Source organism: Haloleucobacter albus (assembly GCF_052492075.1).
The window spans coordinates 234,415-261,015 of record NZ_JBQWAS010000026.1; the positions used below are offsets into that span (position 1 = coordinate 234,415).

A 26,601-nucleotide genomic window follows, 5' to 3' on the forward strand; every position below is an offset into this window, starting at 1 on the left:
CATAAGGTGAAATTTACGGACGTCACATAGCGTCAGCCCCAGCATCGACGCCTCATGGGTGCGATGTGACGCGCGGATTCTTCATCCGTCTGATGTTTTCCGGATACCCGAGTTGATATGGCGAACGCTGCAAAATCCCTGCAACATTCCTGTCTGAAGCCCATTATGGCGGCAGTCGCGACTGTTGCTTTTGCGACCCTGCCGGCCCTTCCAGTGCAGGCGGAGGAGGGGGGATTCTTTGATTCCATCACCAACTTCTTCAATCCCAATGCCGAGGCGGATAAGGCGACCCAATCGCCGGATGCCGTACCCTATACGGTTGAGATTGAAGTGGTGGATGGTGACCGCAGCCTGACGCGCGCCATTGAGGATGCTTCCAACCTGAAGCAGCTCAAATCCAACCCGCCGGCAGGTGCTGCGGGCCTTGTGCGCCGCGCCGTTTCCGACCGGGATAGAATTGTCGCCGCCCTTTATTCGGAAGGGTATTATGGCGGCACCATCAACATGACCATTTCCGGCAACAGGCCGGATTCACCCAATATCTTTGATATTGTGCAGGCTGCGCGGGCGCGCGGGCCGGTGCCGGTGAAGATTGTCGTCAATCCGGGCCCGCTCTTTACCTTCGGCACGGTGCGCATCGTGAGCGGGGCCAATAACCGCCCGTTGCCAGATGCGCCGGATCAACACACGCTGCGCCTGGAAACCGATGAGCCGGCGCTGGCCAGTTCCGTGGTGTCGGCAGAAGGTCGGCTGGCTGGTCACTGGCGCAATCTGGGCTATCCCTTTGCCCGCGTGGCGCAAAAGGATGTCGTCGCGGATCATGCCACCCGAAGGCTGAATGTCACCTTCTTTGTGGATACGGGCCCTCGGGCCACCTTTGGCCATTTTACGGTGAAGGGGGCAGATTTCCTTTCGCCCGGTTTCATCGAGGACAGGATCGAGATACAGCCGGGAGAACCTTTCTCGCCGTCTCGGCTCACATCCCTGCGCACAAGGCTCACCAAAATTGAAGCCATTGGCGGCGTGCGGATCATTGAAGGTGACAGGCTGGATGCAAATGGCGGCCTGCCCATCACCATTGAGGTGACCCCGCGCAAGCCACGCTATGTGGGCTTCAACGCAGAATATTCCAATACGGACGGCTCTTCTCTCAATACCTTCTGGGGCCATCGCAACCTGTTTGGGGGCGGGGAGACTTTTCGTCTGGATGCGGGCGTCTCCTGGTTTGGCCAGAAGCCTGAATCTGTCCCGAATGCAGATCCGTTCGGCTACAAGGTGAAGGCCACCTTCACCAAGCCGGGCATTTTCACCTCGCGGGATGATCTGATCGCCGCAGCCGCCGTGTTGCGCGAAGTAACGAATGCCTATGTGCAGGAGGGTGTCACCGCTACACTGGATGTGCGACGCCGCTTCTCGGATCAGTTCACCATGCAGGTGGGGCTGGATTTCGAGGACAGTTCGGTTGAAGACGCCAATGGCAAGAATGACTATTTCATTCTCGGCATTCCGGTGAACGCCCATTTCGACAATACCGACAATACGCTGGACCCTTCCCGCGGCATGCGCGTGGATGCGACAGTGGAGCCCTTTGCCTATCTGGGTGACAGTGGCGCTGGCCCTGTCATGGCGAAGGGCACCTTCTCGACCTATTACGCGCAGGATCGGGACAAGCGATATATTCTGGCCGGGCGGGTTTCTGCCGGCTCCATGATGGGGACTTCCCTGAACGATGTGCCGGCCAACCGGCGCTTCTATGTGGGTGGGGGCGGCTCGCTGCGTGGCTATGATTATCAGTCCGCCAGCCCGCGCAATGCACGGGGTGAAATTATCGGCGGCCTGAGCTATTTCGAGGCGTCCGCCGAGGCGCGGATCAAGATTACCGATACGATCGGCGTGGTGCCCTTCTTTGATATGGGTTCGGCCTTTTCTTCGGAATTTCCTGATTTTGACGGCCTGAAATATTCGGCGGGTCTGGGGCTGCGTTATTACACGGCCATTGGCCCCCTGCGGTTCGATCTGGCGTTCCCGCTTAATCCGAGTCCCGGTGACGGGACCTATGGTCTTTATGTCAGCCTGGGGCAGTCCTTCTGATGATGGCGCGCATTCTTCTTCGCCTTCTCAAATGGGTGGGCTTCACTCTCGCGGGCCTCGTGGCGCTGGTGGTTCTGCTGCTTGTGGTGGTGCAGACCGGGCCGGGCAAATCCATGCTGGCGCGGGTGGCGTCGTCGCTCGCCTCCGTTTCCGGCCTCAGGATCGAGATTGCCGAGATCAGCGGCGGTGTGCCGTGGAACATGACCATTGCCCGCATCGCGGTGGATGATCCGAAAGGCCCTGTGGCGCAGGTGGATAATCTGCATCTGGCCTGGAGCCCGCTGTCATTGCTGGGTGGTGTGCTGAATGTGGAGACCATCACGGCTGATCGCGTGGCGCTGGAGCGCCTGCCGGAGCTGCCGCCTTCTGAAGAGACGACCGAAAGCAGCGGTGGGGGCAACTTCATGCTGCCGGTGCGGCTGGGACGTCTGGCCATTGCCGATATTGAAATCGGTGAGCCCGTGGCCGGCCTGCCGGCGCGCCTCTCACTGGATGCTTCGGCAGACCTGATGGCCTCGGGGCCGGGGCTTGCCGCCAATTTTGATTTGCAGCGCAAGGATGCGCCGGGCGATATCGCCGGCAAGGTCTCCTATGTGCCGCAGACCCGTATTCTGGATGTGAATATTCAGGCCAATGAGCCCCCCGGTGGCCTTGTGGCGCGTTTGGCCGGCATGGAAGGTCTGCCGGAGTTGAAGGCCAGCATCACCGGTAATGGTCCCATTGATGCGTGGGACGGCCATCTCAATCTTTCCGCCGGTGATGTGGCGCAGATGAGTGGCGCTGCCGGCGTGCGTGCCGTGGCGCAGGGCCACCGCATCAATCTGGGGCTGGATGCGGATGTGGCACGGCTGCTGCCGCCTAATATTGCGCCCCTTCTTGAAGGACGAACCGAGCTTTCCGGCGCCGTTCTGGCACAGGAAAATGGCCTGCTGAATGTGGAAAGTTTCTCCCTGCGTGCGGCCGGTTTCGGGGCTGCGGCGAAGGGCATGGTGGATCTTGAGGGCACGGGCTCCGATCTCGCCTATAGCGCCGTTCTGGGTGATGCTGCGCGTTTCGCGGGGCTGGCTCCGGGTGTGACATGGAAAAGCGTGAAGCTGGATGGCGCACTGACTGGCAAGCTGGCGCAGCCCTCCTCATCCTCGCGCCTTGAGGCCGAGAGCCTTTCCGGCATGGGTTATGGCGTGGGCACGCTGACAGTGGACGCCAAAACCACGCCGGATGCCGGAAATGCCGCGCTTCAGGTGATGGTGGATGGAAATGCGCAGGGCCTCACGGCGGCGGACCGCAATGTCAGGAGCGCACTGGGCGATAGCGCCACCTTCAGCCTCACGGCCGTGGTGCCGGAAGGGGGAGATGCTGCGCTGACAGGGTTTGTAGCTCGCCTGGCGGCGTTGGATGCCCGCTTCACCGGCACGGCCAGTGCCGAGGAAGCCGATGGCGTTCTGGATCTGGAGCGGCTGGATCTTGCTGCTTTTGCACCGCTGGTCGGCCAGCCGCTTTCCGGCACGGCCCGGCTGAAGGCACAGGTGCAAGGCTCTGACGCCTATGAAAAACTCACCCTCAAGCTGGATGGCAGTACGGATGCTGTGAAGACCGGCATTGCCGCCGTGGATAATATCTTCGGCAAGACAAGCCGCCTTGGCGGAGCCATCAAGCGCACCGGCGCGGAAGATTTCGCGGTTGAAAAACTGGCGCTTGAGGCTGAGGGGCTGGAGCTGACGGCGGATGGCAACATGGCCACTTCCGTTGCCGACCTGAAGACGAAACTGGTTCTGGATGATCTCAAGCGGGTGGACCCGCGCCTGTCCGGTCAACTCAATGCCGGGGCCATTTTCTCCGGTGGGTTGGATGATCTGGGTGTCAGCGCGCGCGTGAGCGTGCCGGAAGGCACCGCCATGGGCCAGAAGGTGGAAGGTCTGTCTCTGAATCTTGGTGCGCGTGATCTGACCGGCCTGCCTTCGGGCGATTTCAAGCTGGATGGGCGCATCGCGAACAATCCGGCGCAGGGCGGTGGCGCTTTCGCGATGGGGGCGAATGGCGCGGCGCGGCTGGATGGGCTGGATCTGGCGATTGGCTCTGTCTCCGCAAAAGGCAATGTGGCCCTTGGGGAGGATGGCCTGTTCGCCGGCAAGCTGGCGGTCGTGGCTGGTAATCTGGCCGATCTTTCCGCTCTGGCGCTGACGGAACTGGCAGGCAGGCTGAATGCCGATATCAACCTTGGCACGGTCAATGGCGTGCAGAGCGTGGCCGTAAAGGCGAATGCTGATGGTGTGCGCGCCGCAGGCCAGAGCATCGGCTCTGCCCGCATTGACGCTACCGTGACAGACCCGACCGGCCAGCCCATGCTGAATGGCAATGTGGAGCTCGCCAATATCAATGCCGGCGTCAACATTCCGCACGCCAGGCTGGTGGCGCGGGGGCAGGGCAGGGGTACGGCGCTTCAGCTTGATGCGCTGGTGGATGGTATGAATGTAACGGGTGCGGCCCAGCTCAATCATTCCGGCAGCACATCCCAGGTGCGGCTGGAGCGGTTGCGGGCGGCGCGTGGGCGCACGGCTATCTCCACCTCTGCCCCGGCGAATATCACCATCAATGGCGGCGAGGTGCAGATTGATCGTCTTGCTCTGGCCAGCGGTGGCGGCAGCGTGGCGGTTTCCGGCAAAGCTGGTAGTGCGCTGGATCTGAAGGTGGATGTGCGCAACCTGCCTTTGGCCGTGGCAGAACTGGCTGCGCCGGGCCTCGGCCTTGCCGGAACCGTAAGCGGTGACGCCGTGCTGAAGGGCGCTGCCGCCACGCCGGATGGCACCTATAATATTCGGGTGAACGGGTTGAGCACGGCGGATATCGCCAGTGCGGGTGCTGGCCCCTTCAATATTCGCAGTGAAGGCACGCTGGGCAGAGGGCGGGTGAATACGCGCACTGTCATCAGCAGTCGGCGCGTGTCGGATCTTACTATCGCCGGCTCCGTGCTGATGGGGGCGGGCGAGATGGATCTGGCGATCAAGGGCATGGTGGATCTGGCCATCGCCAATCCGTCGCTTGCCACGACTGGCAGTCAGCTTTCCGGTACAGCGCGGATTGATGCGACCTTCCGTGGCACGCCGCAAGCCCCGCGGGCAGGTGGCACCATCCGCCTCAGCAATGGGCGTTTCCTGTCATCCGAGATGGGTATTACGCTGAACCAGATTGAAGGCGTCATCACCGGCACTGAACGCACCGTGACGGTCTCCTCGCTGTCGGCCCGCACCCCCAATGGCGGCAGCATTGCCGCCAAGGGCCATGTGGCGCTGGACCCGGCCGGCAATTTCCCCGGTCGTGTGGAAGTGGCCATGCACAATGCCGGCCTCATCAACAGCGAGCTGATCCGCCTCGTCACCCAGGGCACGGTTGCCGTGGAAGGCCAGTTCACCAACGGCCCCCGCTTGGTTGGTCGCCTCCAGATCAAGGATATGGACGTCAACATCGCCGAGCGCATTCCCGGTGGTGTGCAGGCCATGGAAGTGCGTGATGTGCATGACAGGCGCGGCAAGAATGCCGCCCGCCTTGCGCCTACTGCCCCTTCCAATGATCGCGGGCGGGAAGCCAGGGGCATTGATCTGGATGTGATCGTGGATGCGCCCAACAATATCTTCGTGCGGGGTATGGGCATGGAGGCGGAACTGGGCGGCCGCATCAAGGTGACAGGCACCAGCCGTGCGCCGGTGACGGATGGCGGCTTTGAAATGCGTCGCGGCCAGTTTGATGTTGTCGGGCGGCGTCTCAACTTCACCCGCGGCAAGATCACCTTTACGGGCTCGACCGATCCTGAACTGGATTTCGTGGCTGAAACCACGGCCAACGATATCACCGCGCGCATCATGGTGAATGGGCCGGCCTCCAAGCCGGAGATTACCTTCGGTTCCACGCCGACCCTGCCTCAGGATGAGGTGGTATCACGCCTGTTGTTCGGCCGTTCCGCCAGCTCGCTCAGCGCCACACAGGCCCTGCAACTGGCGCAGGCCATGGCTCAGTTCTCCAGTGGCGGCAATGGCGTGGTGGATCAGATGCGCCGTTCTCTGGGGCTGGACAATCTGGAGCTGGGCACGGATTCCACCGGCAAGGGCGGCCAGGTGGGCATTGGCAAGCGCATCAATGACCGCGTCTATATGGGTGTGCGCCAGGGTACCACGCCGGCCTCCAGCAAGGTGACTGTCGATGTGGACGTGACGCGCAACATCCGCTTGCAGGGCGCAACCGGGGCGGATGGAAACACAACCGTCGGCATCGGCGCGCAGTGGGATTACTGACGCGGGCCGAAGGGCAGAAAGGCGCATCATGAGACTGTTCATGCCGCGGCGTGGGGAAAGCGGCAATCGCGATGCCGCGCGCGTGCTGGCCGAAATGGTGCGTCGTGCGCTGGATCTGGAGGAGGAGGCTACAGTCTCCATCTCCGAAATTTCCTGCGGTGATCCGGCCTGTGGGGGAGCGGAAACGGTGGTGCTGGTGATGCGCCCCGGCCGCCGTACCGAGGCAGCCAAGGTGCTGATGCCCATGGCGCAGGTGACGGAAGAGACGCTTCTGGATGCGCTGAAGCCTCTGGCCGGGCCGGAACAGGGCGTCGCCTGAGCTGTCCACCCGGCTTTCAGGCTGCGTGTTGCAGCCTCTGCATGGGTTTCCCGCCGGAAAGTTTTCGGCGGGCCTTTCATTTTTCAGCCCTGGCCCGGCATTTCTGTGGTGCATCATGTCTTCGCTTCGCCCGCTCAACAGCGTTTATAGTGCGCTGCCCACCACTGTTTTCGAGAGCATGTCACAATTGGCACGCATCCATGAGGCGGTGAATCTGGGGCAGGGTTTCCCGGATGATCCGGGGCCGGAGGATGTGCGCCGCAAGGCGGCTGAGGCGGTGATGGAGGGGTGGAACCAGTACCCTTCCATGCTGGGCATGCCGGAACTGAGGCAGGCCGCAGCCACCCATATGCAGCACTGGCAGGGGCTGGAGCTGAACCCGGATACGGAAGTGATGGTCACCTCCGGCGCAACGGAGGCATTGGCAGTCGCGCTTCTGGCGCTGATTGAGCCGGGCGATGAGGTGGTTCTCTTCCAGCCTCTGTACGATGCTTATCTGCCGCTGGTGCGCCGGGCGGGTGGGGTGCCGCGCTTTGTGCGGCTGGAGCCGCCCCACTGGCGCATTACTCCCGAAAAGCTGGCCGAGGTGTTTTCACCCCGCACCAAGCTGGTGCTTCTGAACAATCCGCAAAACCCCACCGGCGTGTTGCATGGCCCGGAAGAGTTGCAGTGCGTGGCTGATTTCTGCCTGCGCTTCAACGCCTATGCCGTGTGCGATGAGGTGTGGGAGCATATCGTGTTCGATGGCTTGCGCTTCCAGTCACTGATGGGGCTGGAAGGCATGAGGGAGCGTACGGTGAAAATCAGCTCCGCCGGCAAGATCTTCGGCATGACAGGGTGGAAGGTGGGCATGATGTGCGCCGCCCCGGCGTTGATGCGGGTGCTCTCCCGCGCGCACCAGTTCCTCACCTTCACCACGCCGCCTTGTCTGCAAAGTGCCGTGGCCTATGGGCTGGGCAAGGAGGATGCGTGGTTCACCCATATGCGGGCGCAATATCAGCGCGCGCGGGACAGGCTCTTCGGTGGGCTCACGGCTCTTGGTTTCAATGTGCTGCCCTCCGCCGGCACCTATTTCCTCAATATCGACATCTCGTCGCTGATGGCGGAACCGGATGATGTGGCCTTTTGTGAGCATCTGGTGAAACAGCATGGTGTGGCGGCCATTCCGGTTTCTGCCTTTTATGCACAACATGCCGTGCGCCATGTGGTGCGCCTGTGCTTTGCCAAGCGCGATGCGACGCTGGACCTTGCCTTGCAACGCATGGCCGCTGTGGCAAGTGCGTAGCTGGAGGTGACGGGCCGGGCGGGCGATGAGGTTTCGTGGGCGTAGCCCTGAACCTGACCAAACATTAATTGGACCGAAGCGGCTTTTTCGCGTTGCATCATGCTTCGTGAAATCGCCGCGCCTTGTCGTGCGGTCGCGACATTCTGCGTTGAATGGGTTTTTCCGAATATGGCAGGCGGGTGCGCCTGCTCTTTTCGGAAAGCGTATGTGCATGTTCCGGCGGGCCATCTGCCCAGCCGGTGGAACGAATGATCCGGGGGAGTAATGCCAGAGCGCTCGTCGCCAGCCGGCCGTATTGCGATTGTGGTTCTTGGCCTTGCCATTCTGGGTGGGGCAGGCTGGTTGTGGCAGCACAAGCCATGGAACCCGACGGGCACCGCCAACCCTGCCGCTACGGCAAGTAGGCAGCAGAGTCCGCGCACCGTGGCGGTGCTGGCTACCACGGCGGTGCGCAAAGGCATGCCGGTGCGGGTGGAAGCGCTGGGCACGGTGGAGCCCATGGTTACGGTTCCCATCCGTGCGCGCGTGGCTGGCACGGTGGCGCGCGTCGCGTTTGAAGATGGCGCACAGGTGAAGGCCGGCGATTTGCTCTTCACACTCGATCCGCGCGTGATTGATGCGCAGATCCGTCAGGCCGAGGCCACTCTGGCGCGTGACAGGGCGCAGCTTGAAAAGACACGGCGCGATGTGGCCCGCTATAGCGGGCTTGTGACGCGCAACGCCATCTCCCAGGTGCAGCTTGAGGATTCGCAGACCGCGCTGGATGTGCAAAAGGCTGTCGTAGCGGAAGGTGAGGCCAAGCTGGATGCTCTGAAGGTGGAGCGTAGCTATTATGATATTTCAGCCCCTGTGAGCGGACGCATGGGGGTTTCCAGCGTGCGCATGGGGGCTGTCATCCGGGTGGATGAAACCTTGGCCACGGTGCGCCAGTTAAGCCCCATCTATGTCACTTTCGGCCTGCCGGAGCGGTATCTGGGCGAATTGCGTGCTGATCGTCAAACCGCCAGCGTGGCCATGACCTTACAAGGCACCGGAGAGCGCATAGAGGGGGGGCGGGTCGCGGTGATTGACAATATGGTTGATACGCAAACCGGCACCGTGCCTGTTCGCGCGATCTTCGAAAATGCCGATGAACGCCTGTGGCCGGGCACGCTGGGCGCGGTGACGCTGACCTTGAGGATTGACCCGGATGTCGTGGCTGTGCCCAGCGAGGCCGTGCGTGTGGGGCAGGATGGCGCTTTCATCTTTGTGGTGGAAGATGGCGCGGCGCAGATGCGCCCGGTGAAAGTGGCCCGCACGGTAGATGGTGAAAGCGTGATCTCCAGCGGCCTGAAGGGCGGAGAAACGGTGGTGACGGATGGCCAGCTGGCCCTGCGCAATGGCAGTGCGGTGAATGTGAAAGGCATGGCCGTGCCCATGCCGGCCCAATCCGCGCTGGGGGGCTGAGGCATGTTTGCGGAACTGTGCATTCGCCGCCCGGTGATGACCACGCTCATCATGCTGGCGCTGATCGTGATGGGGCTGTTCGCCTATCGTCAGCTGCCGGTGGCGGCCATGCCGCGGGTGGATTTGCCCACAATCACCGTGACGGCGAGCCTGCCCGGCGCAAGCCCGGAAACCATGGCGACCGCCGTCGCGACCCCCATCGAGCGGCAACTGGCAACCATTTCCGGCATCACCTCGCTCACCTCGTCCAGTTCGCAGGGCAGCACTTCCATCACGGTGGAGTTTGATCTTGATCGCGATATTGATGATGCCGCGCTGGATGTGCAGTCCGCCCTTTCGGTGGCGCAGCGTCGTTTGCCGGAAGAGATGACGACACCACCTAGCTTCCGCAAGGTGAACCCGGCAGATGCGCCGGTACTGTTTCTGGCGGTGTCTTCTGACACATTGCCTCTCTCCACCGTGAATGAATATGCCGATACGGTGATTGGCCAGCAGATTTCGCAATTGCCCGGCGTGGCGCAGGTGCAGATTTATGGCAGCCAGAAATATGCCGTGCGCATTCGTGTGGACCCGGCTGCGGCCGCCACCCGCTCCATTTCGGCCGAGGATATTCAGAAGGCCGTGTCTGCGGCTGCCTCCAACACGCCCATAGGTATTCTTTCCGGGCCCAAGCAGGCCTTCACCATTGATATGGGCACCACACAGGCCAGCGCGGATGAATTTCGCCGCATTGTGGTGGCCTGGCGCAATGGTGCGCCGGTTCGGCTGGATGAAATCGCCGAGGTGACGGACGGGGTGGAAAATGAGCGGGTGGCCAGTTGGTTTGTTGACCAGCGGGCCGTTATCGTCGCTGTCATCCGCCAGCCGGAGGCCAATACGGTGGCCGTGGTGGATGAGGTGCGTGCGCGCCTGCCTTCCTTCCGCGCGCAGCTTCCGGCCTCGGTTGATGTGGATGTTCTGAATGACCGCTCCACCTCCATCCGTGAGGCCGTGGCGGATGTGCAGAAGACGCTGTTCGAGGCCATTGTGCTGGTGGTGCTCGTTATTTTCCTGTTTCTGCGGAATGTGCGCGCCACTGTCATTCCCTCTCTGGCGCTGCCGCTGTCTATCATCGCCACCTTTGGGGCCATGTGGTTGTTTGATTATTCCATCAACAACATGACTCTTCTGGCGCTCACCTTGTGTGTGGGCTTTGTGGTGGATGATGCCATCGTGGTGCTGGAGAACATTCATCGCCACATTGAGAATGGGGAAAAGCCCTTTCGCGCCGCCATTATCGGTGCGCGGGAGATCAGCTTCACCATTGTGTCGATGACGCTTTCGCTGGTGGCCGTGTTCATCCCCGTGCTGTTCATGGAAGGGGTTGTGGGCCGGGTCTTTCGCGAATTTGCTGTCACCATCTCCATTGCCATTCTGGTGTCCGGCTTCGTCTCGTTGTCGCTCACTCCCATGCTGTGCGCGCGGGTGCTGAAGCCGCGCCAGCCGGAGAAGAAGCCCAACGCCTTCATGCGCATCACCGAGCGTATGTTCGATGGATGGTTGGGCGCCTATCGGGCCAGTCTGGATGTGGTGTTGCGCCATCGCCCGCTGATGCTGTTGGTGACGCTGTGCACCATCGGGCTCTCGGTGTGGCTCTATATCATCATTCCCAAGGGCTTCTTTCCGCAGGAAGATACCGGCTTCATTACCGGCACGGTGCAGAACGCCACCGATACCTCCTTCGAGGCGCTGGCCGTGCGTCAGAAGCTGGTGGCCGATGTGGTGCGGGCACATTCCGATGTGGATTATTTCGTCTCCACTGCCGGCAGCTCCTATGCCGGGCGCACCAATAATACGGGCCGGCTTTTCATTGCGCTGAAGCCTTTCTCGCAGCGCAACAAATCCGCCAATGATATTGTGCAGGATCTGCGCAAGAGCGTGTCTCAGGTGCCGGGCGTGCGGGTGTTTTTTCAGCCGGTGCAGAATATCCGTCTGGGCGGCGTTTCGTCGAAAAGCCAGTATCAGTACACCATGCAGAGCACGGATACCGCTGCGCTGTATGATTATGCCGCCCTGATGGAAGAGCGGCTCTCCAAGCTGCCGGGCTTGCGGGATGTGACCTCCGATATGGAGATCACCAACCCGCAGCTCACGATTGATCTGGACAAGGACAAGGCTGCCGCGCTGGGCATTACCGAACAGATGCTGCGCGATGCACTTTACAGCCAGTTCGGCACGCGGCAGGTGGCGACTTTGTTCACCTCCACCAACCAGCACGCCATCATTCTGGAGGCGAAATCGCAGTTCCAGAAGGATATGTCGGATCTTAGTCGGGTCTATCTGCGCACGGCCTCCGGCAAGGTGGTGCCGCTGGAAACCGTGGCCAATATCCGCCCCACGGTGGGCCCGCTGACGGTGGCACACCAGCAGCAGCAACCGGCGGTCACCATCTCCTTCAATCTGGCGCCCGGCACCTCGCTGGGGCAGGCGGTGCAGGAGATACAGAAGGTTGAACAGGCGGCGAGCCTGCCGGCCAACATCATCACATCATTCCAGGGTACGGCGCAGGCGTTCCAGCAATCGCTGTCCAGCCAGCCGCTGCTGATCCTGGCGGCCGTGGTGGTGATTTATATCGTGCTGGGCATTCTCTATGAGAGCTTCGTGCACCCCATCACCATTCTGTCTGGCCTGCCTTCAGCGGGTATTGGCGCCCTGCTGACCTTGATGGCCATGGATATGGAACTGACGGTGATCGCCATTATCGGCATTGTCATGCTGGTGGGGATTGTGAAGAAGAACGCCATCATGATGATTGACGTGGCGCTGGATCGCAGACGCCATGGCGAAGATGCGCAAACAGCCATTCGCACTGCGGCGCTGATGCGTTTTCGCCCTATCATGATGACGACCTTCGCGGCCATTTTCGGTGTACTGCCGATTGCGATCGGAGCCGGGGCGGGTTCGGAGCTGCGGCAGCCGCTGGGTGTGGCCGTGGTGGGAGGATTGATGGTTTCGCAGCTGCTCACCCTCTACATCACGCCGGTGATCTACCTCTATCTCGACCGCTTTGACAGGGCCCTGAGTGGCGCGCTTGCGGGCGAAAAGGGGAGCGCGCGGACAGGGGTGGAAGGGATGGACGTTACCCCGCCGCCAGCCTGAGATGTCCGGGGTGAGCGGGCGAACACGAAAAAGCCCGGAAGCAGAAAGAGCTTCCGGGCTTTGAAATTCAGAACAGATCCGGGCCGCAGCTCAGGCCCAGCTGACGAACATGCCGACATCGCCGGGCATGCCATTGGGCCAGTCGACAATCATGGCCTTGAGCTTGAAATTGGCATCGCGCAGATGGTCCCGCCACAATTCATAAGCCTGCCGGGGACGGCCCACCAGGGTTTCCGGCCAGGTGGATTCGCCATTATTGATGGCGCGGCCCTTATCCGTGCACAGCGCGTTGGGAAAACGCATCACCATGATTTCGCTTTCACCACGTTCGGCGGCAAGGCGCATTTTCATGGTGATATTCTGCGAAATTTCATGGATGCGATCAGGCGTCAGATCCACAGGCTCGGACAAGGTCTTGATGAAGTCGGCCCGCGCCTTTTCCGCCCGGTCCATTGCTTCAATGGCCTTATTGGCCTTCAGCACCTCCTGATGGTGCATATATTCCCGCAGCTCATCAGCAGAGATGAAGGTTTCGTCTGCAAGCTGGTGCTGGCCCTTGTTTTGATCCTGGGTCAGGTTCCCGGTCATGCTCAAGTCCTCTTAAGAGAAGCGGTTCAGGGCGAAATCAAGCCGGAAAGAGCCTAAGCGAAACTAGCCCGTAGCGGAAGGCCCGACCTCTGCTTTCTCCATTGCCACGCACCTGATAACGCAGGTGAATGCGGTATGGATAAGGTGCCGGCCTGCGGCACCTTATCCATGTCGGCGCTTTGTCTGGACTCTTTCTAAAAGAGAGCGGGGCTTGAATGAACCATGTTTCGCAGAAGGAGAGTGGGCGTGGCATAAATGCCACCACGCAGCAGGAAGAGAACAGTAATTGTTTGCCGATACAGTTTTATCGGCTCCGCGCGCTCTGTGGGGCGGCTCCATTCTGGGGATATGAGATGTCTTCGCTGCGCAGTGGTCTGGTCCCGGTTCTTGCCTTTGGCGCTGCATGCTTGGCAGCGGGCTCAGCGCAGGCGGCTGATGATGTTTTTGGCGCGCAAAATGCGGTGAAGGAAGACTGGTACGTGACCATTGGCGGGCGCGCGACTGCGGCCCCCAGCTATCCCGGCGCCGATCAGCACAGCTTTCGCCCCAGCCTGATTTTCTCCATCGCCCGTGCGAGTGAGCGCAATGTCTTCCACTCCGTGGACGATACGCCCTCCATCGCCCTTTTCAACCGCCATGGTTTTCGAGCTGGTGTGGCCGGAATGATCGACTGGGGCCGCAATGAAAGCGATAGCGACCGGCTGCGCGGCGTTGGCACTATTGGTTATTCCGTTCTGGCCGGTGGTTTTGCAGAGTGGTACCCGGTGGAATGGCTGCGCCTGCGTGCCGAACTGCTCTATGGCATGGGCGGCTTTGAGGGCGTGCGTGGCGATGTGCGGGCCGATTTCATTTATAATCAGGGGCCGTGGCATTTCGCTATTGGCCCGCGTCTGTCCTATGCCGGGTCTGACTATATGCAGACCTATTATGGCGTGACAGCTACGCAGGCGGCTCTGGCCACCTTCCTGCTCAACCCGATGAGTGCATATCAGGCTGGCAGCGGCTTCGATAAGGTGGGGGCTACGGCGCAGCTCAGCTACAATTTCGAGAATGGCATTACGGCCGGCGTCTACGGCACCTATGGCTATCTCATCGGCGATGCAGCCGATTCGCCGCTGGTGGAGGATCGGAACCAGTTCACCACGGGTGTGACGCTGAGCTACACCTTTAATATGGGCCCCGGCCTGTGGTGAGGTGAGGCTGGATCTGGCTGCAAGACAGGCCGTTTCTTGAGGTTTTCCGCGTATGAAAAAGGCCGCTCCTCTGTGGGGCGGCCTTCTGTTTCGGGGCTGGCCGGGCTCAGCGCTGTTCGCGACGGGCCATGAAGGCCAGCCGTTCAAACAGGTGCACATCCTGCTCATTCTTCAGCAGGGCACCATGCAGCGGGGGGATGGCCTTGCGCACATCCTTCTGGCGCAGGGTTTCCACATCCACATCTTCGGCCATCAGCAGCTTCAGCCAGTCGATCAGCTCGGAGGTGGAGGGCTTCTTCTTCAGGCCGGGCACATCGCGCAGCTCATAGAAGATGCGCAGCGCCTCGCTGACCAGACGCTGTTTGATGCCGGGGAAGTGCACTTCCACAATATCACGCATCGTGTCTGCATCCGGGAAGCGGATATAGTGGAAGAAGCAGCGGCGCAAAAAGGCGTCCGGGAGTTCCTTCTCATTGTTGGATGTGATGATGACCACCGGGCGCTGATGCGCTTTCACCTGCTCGCCGGTTTCGTAGACATGGAATTCCATGCGGTCGAGCTCCTGCAACAGATCGTTGGGGAACTCGATATCGGCCTTGTCCACCTCATCGATCAGCAATACGGGGCGCTGATCGGCGACGAAGGCGCTCCACAGTTTGCCGCGACGGATATAGTTGGCGATGTCATTCACCTTGGGGTCGCCCAGCTGGCTGTCACGCAGGCGCGCCACCGCATCATATTCATAAAGCCCTTGCTGGGCCTTGGTGGTGGATTTGACGTTCCACTCCAGCAGCGGTGCGCCAAGGGCACGGGCCACTTCCTGTGCCAGAACGGTTTTTCCGGTTCCGGGCTCTCCCTTTACCAGCAACGGGCGCTCCAGAATGATGGCGGCGTTGACGGCAACCTTCAGGTCATCCGTCGCCACATAGCTTTCAGTTCCTTCGAAGCGCATCCGGCGGTTCCTTCAATCCTGTCTGGTGGGGTGGCTCTGTGTCTGGGGTTGAGCATGCCCGATGTTCGGGCAGCTTTTTGAAGCTCCCCATTTTTTGCTCAATATGTGGACATCTCAATGGTGCAGCGCATGCAGGTTGGCAGAGGCTGGTGCTGCGTCAAGTCTGCCATGGCCCTTTCCATCAAAGCCTCATCTTTTGCCAGCCCTATCACGCATTGCGAAAGAGGCAAGGCGAAAGAGGCAGGCCATGCGGCTTGTCCCTGAGCGTATCGCCCGATATAAGCGCGGCGACCTTGGAGCGTCACTCAGGACGGAAGGGGTCGCTTGCCACCTTCCGGGCAGGGGCCGCTCCAGCTTCCGTGGCACAGGCATTGCTTGTGCCAACAGGATCCATGACGTTTATTGTGAAGGACAAGGCTGATGTCGATCCAGCTCGACGAGGACTATCGGCCCACCGAGGACGAACCCTTCATGAGCGACAGGCAGCGGGATTATTTCCGCAAGAAGCTGTTGCGCTGGAAGGACGATATCCTGAAGGAGGCTCGCGAAACCCTCCAGCACCTTCAGGATGAAAACCAGAACCATCCAGATCTGGCGGATCGGGCTTCCTCGGAAACGGACCGTTCCATTGAACTGCGTGCGCGGGATCGTCAGCGCAAGCTGATCTCCAAGATTGATGCCGCCCTGGAGAGAATTGAGGATGGCAGCTATGGCTATTGCGAGGATACGGGTGAGCCTATCTCGCTGAAGCGCCTTGAGGCCCGCCCCATCGCGACCCTCTCCATTGAGGCGCAGGAGCGCCATGAGCGGCGTGAGCGCGTTTATCGGGATGACTGAATCCCTATTCCCGCAACTGCATTTCGTTGCAGATGGAGCGGGTGGCTGAAAATGAAAAGGCCGGCACATCAGATGCCGGCCTTTTCATTTTGGGCTGTCCTTGCAGGCCCCTCAAAGGGGGCCTGTCTCAGCGTGTTCAGGATCTGTCATTCGGCGTGCGGCCGAGAAGATTGGCGATTTCGGATTCAAAATCCTGAAGGAAATCGCCGCCCTTGAGATCTTCTTCCGGCGCCTTGGTCTGCTCGGCTTTGGGCGTATGAAGCTTGGGCTCGGGCGCGGCAAGGGCTTCGGGCCTGCGTGCTGTCATGGGGCCTGGCGGGCGAATGCGCGGGGCATCGGAGGAGCTATGGCTGGGCTCTGCGGGCCGGGGCTCACGCTGTGCAGGGCCAAGCAGGGGCGCTGTATGTTCACCCAGACTGCGCTGGATGCCACCGGCAACATGGCGCGGGCGCGCGAGCGGCTCTGTGCGAATCTGCGGGCGGGCCGGCGCTGCGGGCGTGCGGGGGGCGGCATCAATCCGCTGGCGACCATAACCGCTATTCATGCGGCCAAAGATATTGCCGAAGCGATTGACGCCGAGATCCCGCATGGAGGCAGGCTCTGCCGGTGCAGGATTCGTGTGGGGTGTGTCTGCCTGAGGGGCGTCCTCTTGAGGCTTGGTGGCCTTTTGCTGTGGAACCGGCGTCTCAGGCATGGGTGGAAGGGCGTGCTGCTGGTCATCCAGCAGATCCGAGAGGGAAAGATGCGGCCTGGAAGGCGGGCTGTTGAGCGCATCATCAAGGCGTGCAGCCATTTCCTTCACCCGGCTGTCTTCTTCCGATACGGGGGCGGAGGGGGAATCAGCGTTGCGTTCGAGGGTCTGTAAAACCTCCGCCATTTCGGCCGCGAGCTCGTCTTCAAGTGCGGAACTATCCAGAGCACTTTCAATTTCAGCTGCGGCACGTTCTGCGGCTTCACGCTCGGCCTGTTCGGCTGCGGCACGTTCTGCGGCTTCACGCTCGGCCTGTTCGGCTGCGGCACGTTCTGCGGCTTCACGCTCGGCCTGTTCGGCTGCGGCACGTTCTGCGGCTTCACGTTCGGCCTGTTCGGCTGCTTCGCGCTCTGCGGCTTCACGCTCGGCCTGTTCGGCTGCTTCGCGCTCTGCGGCTTCACGCTCGGCCTGTTCAGCTGCTTCGCGCTCTGCGGCTTCACGCTCGGCCTGTTCAGCTGCTGCGCGTTCTGCGGCTTCACGCTCGGCCTGTTCAGCTGCTGCGCGTTCTGCGGCTTCACGCTCGGCCTGTTCGGCTGCTGCGCGTTCTGCGGCTTCACGCTCGGCCTGTTCGGCTGCGGCACGTTCTGCGGCTTCACGCTCGGCCTGTTCGGCTGCTTCGCGTTCTGCGGCTTCACGTTCAGCCTGTTCAGCTGCTTCGCGTTCCGCAGCTTCGCGAACGATCTCCTCCATATTCAGGTCGGCAGGATCGAACAGGCGAGGTTCGGCGCTTTCAGGCTGGGAGGCCAAAGATTGTGCGGTGTCTTCAATCTGCTCCGGCTCGGGGTGCCGCGCTTCTGGCGCGGGAACCTGCGGGGGTAGATCCAGCTGGGGCTCAACGACGGGCAGAGGCATACGCGGACGAATGCCACGCGCAGCCAGCAGTGCGCTGGCTTCCTGCACTCCACTCATCTGGGCGGGGGAAGCCTTTTCTGATGCCGAGGTTTCCACAGCCTTGGGACGGCGCGGCTGGAAGCGGGTTTCATCCGCTTGAGGGATCTGCCGGGCCATCTCTTCCTGGGGAGCATAAGAGATGTGTTCAGAGGGAGATTCGGGCTGCGAGGCCGGAAGAGCCGGCTGCTGCGTTTCGGAAGGCCGGGCGCTGCCCAGTGCGGGAGCGACCTGCGGAGCCTCCAGAGGCTGCTGATTCTCTGGCCTGCGGTTGCGAAGCTTCTGAGAGGGTGCTTCCCGCAGGGGTGTGGGAGATTCGGCACGGACGGGAATATTATGTTCCACCACCACATCGGTGGCGCCGCCTGTCAGAAGCAGGTGCTCCTTGTCATCCCGGCGCACCAGCACCAGCCGGCGGCTCTGATCCACAGGCACGGCATCCACGACCGCAATGCGGGAGCGGCCAGAACGCTGGCGCACCATGCCAACAGGCGTATTCTTACGGCCCATGCGGCGCATGATGATGGCCGTGATGCCGAGCAGGACGGCAATGACGATCAGGGAGATCGCAAGCCGGACCCAGAAGTCCAGCTCGGCTCCAAACAACTGCTGTAACATCACGCCTCCGTCACCCAAACTCAGCATCAAGGGCCCGGTCAGCAGCAGGGCCGTTGTCATCATCTTAAACGTCACCGCTTAAGGTTTTGTTGATAAACATGGCAGGAATCCAGTCCCGTGCGAATCTCTCGTAATGGAAGAAATGCAGAGATGGTGAACAAGAAGGGCGCGAGATGACCAACTCGAACTCAAGCGGAGACCCTCGCGGGCCATCTTCTTCACAGGCTTCAGCGCCGCACTCCGAAAGCGGAGCGGGGGGCATGAAGGGTGAGCTTATGGTTCTCGTGCCCGCCCTGATAGGCGGTTTTATCGCCGCCATGCTGTTTTTGGAAACAGATTTCTGGCTGTTGCCCGGTCTGGTGGGCGGTTTCGCGCTATTCGGCATTTACGCGCTTGTTTCGCCTCTGTGGCGGGGGCGTAAAACAGGCGGGCCGCAGCGTGCGGATGTGCTGGGCCCGGCGGCCATTGCCCTGAGTGGCGATGCCATGGCCCTTGTGGAAGATGGCGAGAAAACTGTGGAAGCCAATGCGGCCTACCGCGAATTGTCGCGGAGCGAGGCCTCGGCGCCTCCCAGCCCGGAGCGCTTTCTGGCCCTGATGCCCGGCACGCAAAGCGCGATGAGCGAGCTTCTGGCCTCTATTGCGGCGGGGCAGGCCCTCACACGCACCATCCGGTTCGATTCTGGTGTGGGAGGGCGGCGCATGCAGATTGCCGTGCAGCCGCTGGGGTCGCCACGTCGTGTCTTGTGGGCCTTGCGCCTGACAGGTGGTGAGGGCCCGGCCCAGTCTGTTGCGACAGCCGTGCCGGCTTCTGCGGATGCGCCGGTTATTGCTTCTCCTGCGGCGGTTGTCGCGTCAGCAGCTTCGGTTGCTCCGCTTGAAGAGACGAATCCCCTGCTGGATATGTGGGAACGTGCGCCCGTTGGCGTGGCGCGTTTCTCCGCCGAGCAGGTCTTGCTGGCCAATACGGGTATGTGCCGTCTTCTGGGTTATGGGCTGGCTGAATGGGGGAGCGCCGGCTTGCCCATCCGGGATGTGGTGGCATCGGAGGATCTGGACGCCCTGCGTGCAGCTCTTACGCCGGGTCACAAGCCGGCCAATCTTCAGCTCGCGCTCATGCGTAAGGATGGCAGCCTTCTGCCGGTTTATATGCGTCTTGGGCTGGTGGATCAGGGGGGGGCGGCGACAGGCGTCGTGTTGCCTCGTGCGGTTTTGCCGGCTGGTGAGGCCCATTCAGCAACTGCCCCCGTTGCAGTGGTTGCGCCGCAGCCTGAGCCCGTTGCTCAGGCGCAGAATGCGGGCACCTCGGTTATGGGCGCTCTGGTTGCGACGGATGTGCCGGGTGAGGATCATTTCTTCATGCGTGCGCCGCTGGCTCTGGCCATTGTGGATGCACAAGGGGCGCTGCGTGCGGCCAATGCAGCCTTTACACGCCTGTTTGGCCCGGTCTCGACACAGGAAGCGGCGCTTCTGGCGCGAGCCGTCTCCGAAGCGGAGGCTGCCAGTGTGGAGGGCCTTCTGGCGGAGGCGCGCAATCGCAAGGCCGATGATGAAGTCGCCATGCACTTTTGTGATGTCACAACGGCAATGGGCGGGCGTTCCGTTCGGCTTTACGCAGCCCCGCTGACAGGGGAGGGCGAGGTCGCCCTTTGTGCGATCGAGGCTTCGGAGCAGAAGGCGCGGGAAGCGCAGATTGCCCAATCCCAGCGCTTGCAGGCTGTGGGCCATCTGGCTGGTGGCGTGGCGCATGATTTCAATAATGTGCTCACGGCCATTCTTGGCTATTGCGATCTGCTGCTGACAAAGCACCGCCCCAGCGACCCTTCTTTCCCGGATATCATGCAGATCCGGCAGAATGCCAATCGGGCGGCGGCGCTGGTGCGGCAGCTTCTGGCCTTCTCGCGTCGGCAGACTCTGCGTCCGCAGGTGATTGAGTTGACGGATGTGATCTCCGATGTCTCCGAACTGCTGCGCCGGCTGATCGGTGAGCGCATCACGCTGGAGGTTCATCATGCGCGGGATCTGTGGCCGGTTAAGGTGGATGTGAACCAGTTTGAGCAGGTCATCGTCAATCTGGTGGTGAATGCGCGCGATGCCATGCCTGATGGCGGCACGCTGACCCTGCGCACATCCAATGTGCCGGACACGGCCTGTGCCACCTATGGGCAGGAACTGGCCGCCGGGGATTATGTGCTTGTGGAGGTGGCAGATACCGGAACCGGCATTCCGCCGGATGTGATCGACAAAATCTTCGAGCCCTTCTTCTCCACCAAGGATGTGGGCAAGGGTACGGGGCTGGGGCTCTCCACGGTCTATGGCATTGTGCAGCAAACGGGCGGTGCCATTCTGGCCGCGAGTGAGCTGGGGCAGGGCACGACCTTCCGTGTTTTCCTGCCGCGCCATGTGCCAACCGTAGAAGAAGAGGCCCCCCGCGCAGCCGAGCCGGATGTGAAGGTGGGCGATTCGACCGGGCAGGGGCGCATTCTGCTGGTGGAAGATGAAGACGCCGTGCGCGCCTTCGCCAGCCGGGCTCTTACAGCGCGCGGCTATGAGGTGGTGACGGCAGCCAGTGGCGTGGAAGCGCTGGAGGTGATGCAGAGCCTGGAGCAGCCGGTCAATCTGGTGATTTCCGATGTGGTGATGCCGGAGATGGATGGCCCCAGTCTTCTGCGGGAGCTGAGGGCGAAAGACCCTGCACTGAAAGTCATCTTTATCTCCGGCTATGCGGAAGAGGCGTTTTCCCGCAACCTTCCGCCGGAAGAGCACTTCTCCTTCCTGCCCAAGCCCTTCTCGCTCAAACAGCTTGTGGCGGCGGTTAATGCGGCCTTGCGTGGCGGGGAATAAGCAAGGCTGTTCAGGATAAGCAGAAGGGGCGCCGAGGCCGGAAAGGGCTCGAGCGCCCCTTTTTTTGCGATTCCATGAAGGGGGCTCTGAGTCGCGAACCCGGCTTTGAGTCTCATGCGGTTTCGGTCCGCAGGCTGCGTAGGGCGGTTGTGATGTGGACAGCTTCGCCCGGACTGTGCCCGTTTGTGGAGAGTGGCTTTTGGTTGCGCGCACAAATATGTCGAAATTGTCGCAATATACGGGCGAAACTGTATCTCAAAGCGCTCAGACCCGTGGTGAACGGTACGTCAGGGGGGTGTTCGAGGCCGCTTGTTCCCGGTGGCTGGCAGAAAGTTGGGCGAAGCGAAGGCTTGCCTCTGTTCAGGTGCTGGGCTAAGGCTGCGTAATCATTTTTCGAATTCCTCCAACCGGGGCCAGCCGGCTGTGTTCATCAAGAACTCACCCTCCAGATGCTCCGATGGGCGGGCAAAATGAACGCATTGCTCATGGATTACCTGCCGGTGGTGATTTTCATCGGCGTTTCTCTGGTTATCGGCCTTGCTCTCCTTGTGGCCCCGTTCCTGGTGGCCTACAGCAACCCGGACCCGGAAAAGCTTTCAGCTTATGAATGCGGCTTCAACGCATTCGACGATGCCCGCATGACCTTCGATGTGCGGTTCTATCTGGTTTCGATCCTGTTCATCATCTTCGATCTGGAAGTCGCCTTCCTGTTCCCGTGGGCCATCAGCTTTGGTGGCCTGGGCGATCTTGGCTTCTGGTCCATGATGGTTTTCCTCGGGATCCTGACTGTCGGTTTCATCTATGAGTGGCGTAAGGGAGCTCTGGAATGGGATTGACCCCTTCTGCGGCAAAGCCGGCCGTCGCACCGGCCCCCACCGGCATTATTGACCCCTCAACGGGTCGTCCGGCCGGGGAGAATGACCCCTTCTTCAAGGATGTCAGCGCGCAGCTCTCCGACAAGGGCTTCGTGATGACTTCGGTTGATGATCTCATCACCTGGTCTCGTACCGGCTCCCTTATGTGGATGACCTTCGGTCTGGCCTGCTGTGCTGTGGAGATGATGCAGGTCTCCATGCCGCGCTATGATGTCGAGCGCTTTGGCTTTGCGCCGCGCGCTTCGCCGCGTCAGTCGGATGTGATGATTGTCGCCGGTACGCTCACCAACAAGATGGCGCCCGCTCTGCGCAAGGTCTACGACCAGATGCCGGAGCCGCGTTATGTGATCTCCATGGGCTCGTGCGCCAATGGTGGTGGCTACTATCATTATTCCTATGCGGTCGTGCGTGGATGCGATCGGGTTGTGCCGGTAGATATTTATGTGCCGGGCTGCCCGCCCACGGCAGAAGCGCTGCTGTATGGTGTTCTTCTCCTTCAGAAGAAGATCCGCCGTACCGGCACGATTGAGCGCTGAGTCGCCACGCGAGAGGGATGGGAGAGTCGGAATGGACGAGACCCTGAAAGATCTGGCGGCCCATATTGCCGGTGAACTTTCCGGAGCAGTAACGGGCTGGAGTGTGGCGCATGGTGAGTTGACGCTGAATGTGGCGTCGTCTCAAATCGTCAAGGTCGCCACTTTCCTGCGGGATGATCCGGCCTGCCTCTTCCGTTGCTTCATTGATGTGTGTGGGGTGGATTATCCGCAGCGCGCCAAGCGCTTCGATGTCGTTTATCACCTGCTGTCCCTGAAGCATAATGTGCGCGTGCGCCTCAAGGTGCAGACGGATGAGGATGTGCCCGTGCCGTCCATCTGTTCTGTTTATCCGGGTGCGAACTGGTTCGAGCGGGAAGCATACGATCTGTATGGCATCCTGTTCACCGGACACCCGGAACTGCGCCGTCTGCTGACGGATTATGGTTTTGACGGCCATCCGCTGCGCAAGGATTTCCCGACCTCCGGTTTCGTCGAAGTGCGCTACGATGAGGAGTTGAAGCGGGTGATCTACGAGCCCGTGCGTCTCACGCAGGAATTTCGCAATTTCGATTTCCTCTCGCCGTGGGAAGGTGTCGATTACGTCCTTCCGGGTGATGAAAAGGCGTCGGGCCAGCCCGTGCCGCCGAAGGCCGGGTGAGGGAGCGTCAGATGGGACAGTCTCTGGGACATGCTGGCGAAGATATGAAGCCGGCCGACAAGGTTCGTAACTTCCAGATCAATTTCGGCCCTCAGCATCCGGCCGCCCATGGCGTGCTGCGGATGGTGCTTGAGCTGAATGGTGAGGTGGTGGAGCGGGTCGATCCGCATATCGGTCTGCTGCATCGTGGCACAGAGAAGCTGATCGAGGCGAAGACCTTCGTTCAGGCTGTGCCTTATTTCGACCGACTGGATTACTGCTCTCCGATGAACCAGGAGCATGCCTACTGCATGGCGGTGGAGCGGCTTCTGGGTGTCGAAGTGCCGATGCGGGCGCAGCTCATTCGTGTGCTCTATTCGGAAATCGGTCGTATTCTGTCGCACATGCTGAATGTGACCACGTTCGCCATGGACGTGGGTGCCCTGACGCCGCCGCTGTGGGGCTTTGAAGAGCGTGAAAAGCTCATGGTCTTTTATGAGCGCGCTTCGGGCAGCCGTATGCATGCGGCCTATTTCCGTCCCGGCGGTGTTCATCAGGATCTGCCCGTGAAGTTGCTGGAGGATATTCGCGACTTCTGCCCGCAGGTGCTGAAAACGCTGGATGATCTTGATCGTCTCGTGACCGGAAACCGCATTTTCAAGCAGCGCACCGTCGATATTGGCGTTGTGACGCTGGAGGACGCGCAGGCTTGGGGGTTCTCCGGTCCGGTTATTCGCGGTTCCGGTGCGGCATGGGATCTGCGCCGCGCGCAGCCCTATGAATGCTATTCCGAGCTGGAGTTTGAAATTCCGATTGGCAAGAATGGCGATTGCTATGATCGTTATCTCGTCCGTATGGAGGAGATGCGCCAGTCAGTGAAGATCATGCTCCAGTGTGTGGATCGCCTGCTCAAGGAGTCTGGACCCGTCCACGCGCCGGATCACAAGATTGCACCGCCCAAGCGGGGTGAGATGAAGCGATCGATGGAGGCGCTGATCCACCACTTCAAGCTCTTCACCGAAGGCTTCCATGTGCCGGAAGGCGATGTCTACGCTGCGGTGGAAGCGCCCAAGGGTGAGTTTGGCGTCTATCTGGTATCCAACGGCACCAACAAGCCTTATCGCTGCAAGATCCGGGCGCCGGGTTTCGCCCATCTGCAAGCCATGGATTTCATGTCTCGGGGGCACATGCTCGCTGACGTTTCGGCGATTCTGGGTTCCATCGACATCGTGTTCGGTGAGGTGGATCGCTGATGCCTCGTCGTCTTGCCATTTGTCTGACGCATGCGCCCCGTCATGAGGCGATGCGCAATGCTGTCAGCCAGGAGTTCTGAGCCATGTCCGTTCGTCGTCTCGCTCAAGAGCAGCCTGAGAGCTTCACCTTCACGCCCGAGCTGGAGGAGATTGCTCAGGCGCTGATCGCGAAATATCCCGAAGGCCGTCAGGCCAGTGCGGTCATTCCGCTGCTGTGGGAGACGCAAAAGGTGGCTGGTGGCTGGCTTTCCGAGCCCGCACTGCGCGCTGTGGCCGATCGTCTCGGTATGGCCCATATCCGTGTGCTGGAAGTTGCGACCTTCTACACTATGTTCAATCTTGAGCCGGTGGGGAAGTTCTTCGTGCAGGTCTGCGGCACCACGCCTTGCATGGTGCGGGGTTCCGACGATATTCGCGCAGTCTGTCAGCGCAAGATCGGTGCCGAGCGGAAGGTGACGGAAGACGGAGCCTTCTCCTGGCTTGAGGTTGAGTGCCTCGGCGCCTGTACCAATGCTCCCATGGTGCAGATCAACGATGATTATTACGAAGATCTCACTCCAGAGAACTTCGAGGAACTGCTGGACAATCTGGCAACCGGCAAGCCGGTGAAGATTGGCCCGCAGAACAGCCGCAAGGGCGCGGAACCCATCTCTGGGCAGGCCTCGCTCATCGATCCCGAACTCTATGCCGGCGAAACCAAGCCGGTCGCCGGGGAGTGACGCTCATGCTCGCCGACAAGGATCGCATCTTTACCAATCTCTATGGCCAGCACGAATTCAGCCTTAAGGGCGCGCTGGCGCGCGGGCACTGGGATGGCACCAAGGCCATTCTGGAAAAGGGCCGTGACTGGATCATCGAGGAGATGAAAGCCTCTGGCTTGCGCGGCCGTGGTGGTGCTGGATTCTCGACCGGCCTGAAGTGGTCCTTCATGCCGAAAAAGTCGGATGGTCGTCCGCATTATCTGGTCATCAATGCGGATGAGTCCGAACCCGGTACCTGCAAGGACCGGGAGATCATGCGCAATGATCCCCACACGCTGATTGAGGGGGCTTTGATCGCCTCTTTCGCGATGGGAGCCAACGCAGCCTATATCTATCTGCGAGGCGAATATATTTATGAGCGCAAGCGTCTTCAGCAGGCTGTTGATGAATGCTATGCGGCTGGGCTGATCGGCAAGAACAATGTTCACGATTACCCGTTTGACCTCTACCTCCATCATGGCGCTGGCGCTTATATCTGCGGCGAAGAAACAGCGCTGCTGGAGAGTCTTGAGGGCAAGAAGGGTATGCCGCGGCTGAAGCCGCCATTCCCGGCCAATATGGGCCTTTATGGTTGTCCGACCACCGTGAACAATGTGGAAAGTATCGCGGTTGCACCGACCATTCTGCGGCGTGGTGCCTCTTGGTTTTCCTCTTTCGGGCGGCCAAATAATGTCGGCACCAAGCTTTATGGTCTTGCTGGCCATGTGAATACGCCCTGCGTTGTCGAAGAAAGCATGAGCATTCCCTTCAAGGAGCTCGTCGAGAAGCATGGCGGCGGCATTCGTGGCGGCTGGGATAATTTACTGGCCATCATTCCGGGTGGTGCATCCTGTCCGGTCGTGCCGGCGGATCAGTGCGGCGACCTGATTATGGATTTTGACGGTCTGCGGGCCGTTCAGTCCTCCTTTGGTACGGCAGGGGTCCTGGTGATGGATAAGTCTACGGACATTATCCGCGCTATTGCTCGTATCTCGCACTTCTTCAAGCATGAGAGCTGTGGCCAGTGCACACCTTGCCGGGAAGGCACGGGCTGGATGTGGCGTGTGTTGAACCGTATGGCGGAAGGTCGCGCTCATAAGAGCGAGATCGACATGCTTTTCGAGGTGACCAAGCAGATTGAAGGTCACACCATTTGTGCGCTGGGCGATGCTGCGGCTTGGCCGGTGCAGGGGCTTATCCGGCATTATCGCTCGCTGATCGAGGAGCGGATTGACCAGTATTCGGCTAATCCGCATCCGCACCCGGTGGCGGCGGAGTGATCTGCTGAATGGCTTTTCCGGCGCTGTGTCATACGCAGGGGCGGA

18 protein-coding genes are annotated in these 26,601 nt (G+C 60.8%); 15 read left to right on the forward strand and 3 right to left on the reverse strand.

The features are described 5' to 3' along the window. Positions 1–117: 117 nt before the first annotated feature. The 6 genes from ACT6QH_RS09425 (at position 118) to ACT6QH_RS09450 (ending at position 12,565) form a co-directional block, all read left to right on the forward strand. Entirely contained in the window at positions 118–2,091 is a 1,974-nt protein-coding gene (locus tag ACT6QH_RS09425; protein WP_444974561.1) for an autotransporter assembly complex protein TamA, read from the forward strand. Beyond that, complete coding sequence (locus ACT6QH_RS09430; protein WP_444974562.1) at positions 2,091–6,377, forward strand: translocation/assembly module TamB domain-containing protein; 4,287 nt, start codon at positions 2,091–2,093, stop codon at positions 6,375–6,377. The genes ACT6QH_RS09425 and ACT6QH_RS09430 overlap by 1 nt, the downstream gene beginning before the upstream one ends. A gap of 40 nt (positions 6,378–6,417) precedes the next feature. After that, positions 6,418–6,696 (forward strand): hypothetical protein, encoded by a 279-nt coding sequence (locus ACT6QH_RS09435; RefSeq protein WP_444974563.1) that lies wholly within the window; start codon positions 6,418–6,420, stop codon positions 6,694–6,696. 115 nt (positions 6,697–6,811) lie between these two features. After that, positions 6,812–7,981, forward strand: coding sequence for an aminotransferase (locus ACT6QH_RS09440; RefSeq protein ID WP_444974564.1), 1,170 nt, complete (start codon positions 6,812–6,814; stop codon positions 7,979–7,981). Between the two features lie 264 nt (positions 7,982–8,245). Continuing rightward, positions 8,246–9,427 (forward strand): efflux RND transporter periplasmic adaptor subunit, encoded by a 1,182-nt coding sequence (locus tag ACT6QH_RS09445; protein ID WP_444974565.1) that lies wholly within the window; start codon positions 8,246–8,248, stop codon positions 9,425–9,427. Between the two features lie 3 nt (positions 9,428–9,430). After that, positions 9,431–12,565, forward strand: coding sequence for an efflux RND transporter permease subunit (locus ACT6QH_RS09450; protein WP_444974566.1), 3,135 nt, complete (start codon positions 9,431–9,433; stop codon positions 12,563–12,565). A 90-nt stretch (positions 12,566–12,655) separates the two neighbouring features. Here ACT6QH_RS09450 and ACT6QH_RS09455 read toward each other — a convergent pair whose 3' ends face one another. Beyond that, entirely contained in the window at positions 12,656–13,153 is a 498-nt protein-coding gene (locus tag ACT6QH_RS09455; protein ID WP_444974567.1) for a hypothetical protein, read from the reverse strand. A 407-nt stretch (positions 13,154–13,560) separates the two neighbouring features. On the opposite strand from ACT6QH_RS09455, the gene ACT6QH_RS09460 reads away from it, so the two are divergent. Further along, the gene (locus tag ACT6QH_RS09460) at positions 13,561–14,346 is read left to right on the forward strand and encodes a MipA/OmpV family protein (RefSeq protein ID WP_444974568.1); all 786 of its coding nucleotides are present in this window, start codon (positions 13,561–13,563) and stop codon (positions 14,344–14,346) included. Between the two features lie 106 nt (positions 14,347–14,452). On the opposite strand, the gene ACT6QH_RS09465 is transcribed toward ACT6QH_RS09460, so the two are convergent. After that, on the reverse strand, positions 14,453–15,298 hold the full coding sequence (locus ACT6QH_RS09465; RefSeq protein WP_444974569.1) for an AAA family ATPase: 846 nt from the start codon (positions 15,296–15,298) through the stop codon (positions 14,453–14,455). A 420-nt stretch (positions 15,299–15,718) separates the two neighbouring features. Here ACT6QH_RS09465 and dksA point away from each other — a divergent pair, with 420 nt between their 5' ends. Beyond that, entirely contained in the window at positions 15,719–16,135 is a 417-nt protein-coding gene (gene dksA / locus ACT6QH_RS09470; protein ID WP_444974570.1) for an RNA polymerase-binding protein DksA, read from the forward strand. A gap of 136 nt (positions 16,136–16,271) precedes the next feature. On the opposite strand, the gene ACT6QH_RS09475 is transcribed toward dksA, so the two are convergent. Further along, on the reverse strand, positions 16,272–18,455 hold the full coding sequence (locus ACT6QH_RS09475; RefSeq protein WP_444974571.1) for a flagellar biosynthetic protein FliO: 2,184 nt from the start codon (positions 18,453–18,455) through the stop codon (positions 16,272–16,274). Positions 18,456–18,652: 197 nt separating this feature from the next. Here ACT6QH_RS09475 and ACT6QH_RS09480 point away from each other — a divergent pair, with 197 nt between their 5' ends. The 7 genes from ACT6QH_RS09480 to nuoF all read left to right on the forward strand — a co-directional run bounded on the left by ACT6QH_RS09480 (position 18,653) and on the right by nuoF (position 26,556). Continuing rightward, entirely contained in the window at positions 18,653–21,235 is a 2,583-nt protein-coding gene (locus ACT6QH_RS09480; protein ID WP_444974572.1) for an ATP-binding protein, read from the forward strand. Positions 21,236–21,705: 470 nt separating this feature from the next. Continuing rightward, positions 21,706–22,071: an NADH-quinone oxidoreductase subunit A gene (locus ACT6QH_RS09485; RefSeq protein WP_444974573.1), complete on the forward strand. Its 366-nt coding sequence runs from the start codon at positions 21,706–21,708 to the stop codon at positions 22,069–22,071. Beyond that, a complete protein-coding gene (locus tag ACT6QH_RS09490; RefSeq protein ID WP_444974574.1) occupies positions 22,062–22,646 on the forward strand; it encodes a NuoB/complex I 20 kDa subunit family protein in 585 nt (194 codons plus the stop codon). The genes ACT6QH_RS09485 and ACT6QH_RS09490 overlap by 10 nt, the downstream gene beginning before the upstream one ends. 31 nt (positions 22,647–22,677) lie before the next feature. Next, a complete protein-coding gene (locus tag ACT6QH_RS09495; RefSeq protein WP_444974575.1) occupies positions 22,678–23,304 on the forward strand; it encodes an NADH-quinone oxidoreductase subunit C in 627 nt (208 codons plus the stop codon). Between the two features lie 44 nt (positions 23,305–23,348). Continuing rightward, positions 23,349–24,536: an NADH-quinone oxidoreductase subunit D gene (locus ACT6QH_RS09500; protein ID WP_444974644.1), complete on the forward strand. Its 1,188-nt coding sequence runs from the start codon at positions 23,349–23,351 to the stop codon at positions 24,534–24,536. Positions 24,537–24,619: 83 nt separating this feature from the next. Next, a complete protein-coding gene (nuoE, locus tag ACT6QH_RS09505; RefSeq protein ID WP_444974576.1) occupies positions 24,620–25,255 on the forward strand; it encodes an NADH-quinone oxidoreductase subunit NuoE in 636 nt (211 codons plus the stop codon). 5 nt (positions 25,256–25,260) lie between these two features. After that, positions 25,261–26,556, forward strand: coding sequence for an NADH-quinone oxidoreductase subunit NuoF (nuoF, locus tag ACT6QH_RS09510; RefSeq protein WP_444974577.1), 1,296 nt, complete (start codon positions 25,261–25,263; stop codon positions 26,554–26,556). The last annotated feature ends 45 nt before the right edge of the window (positions 26,557–26,601 follow it).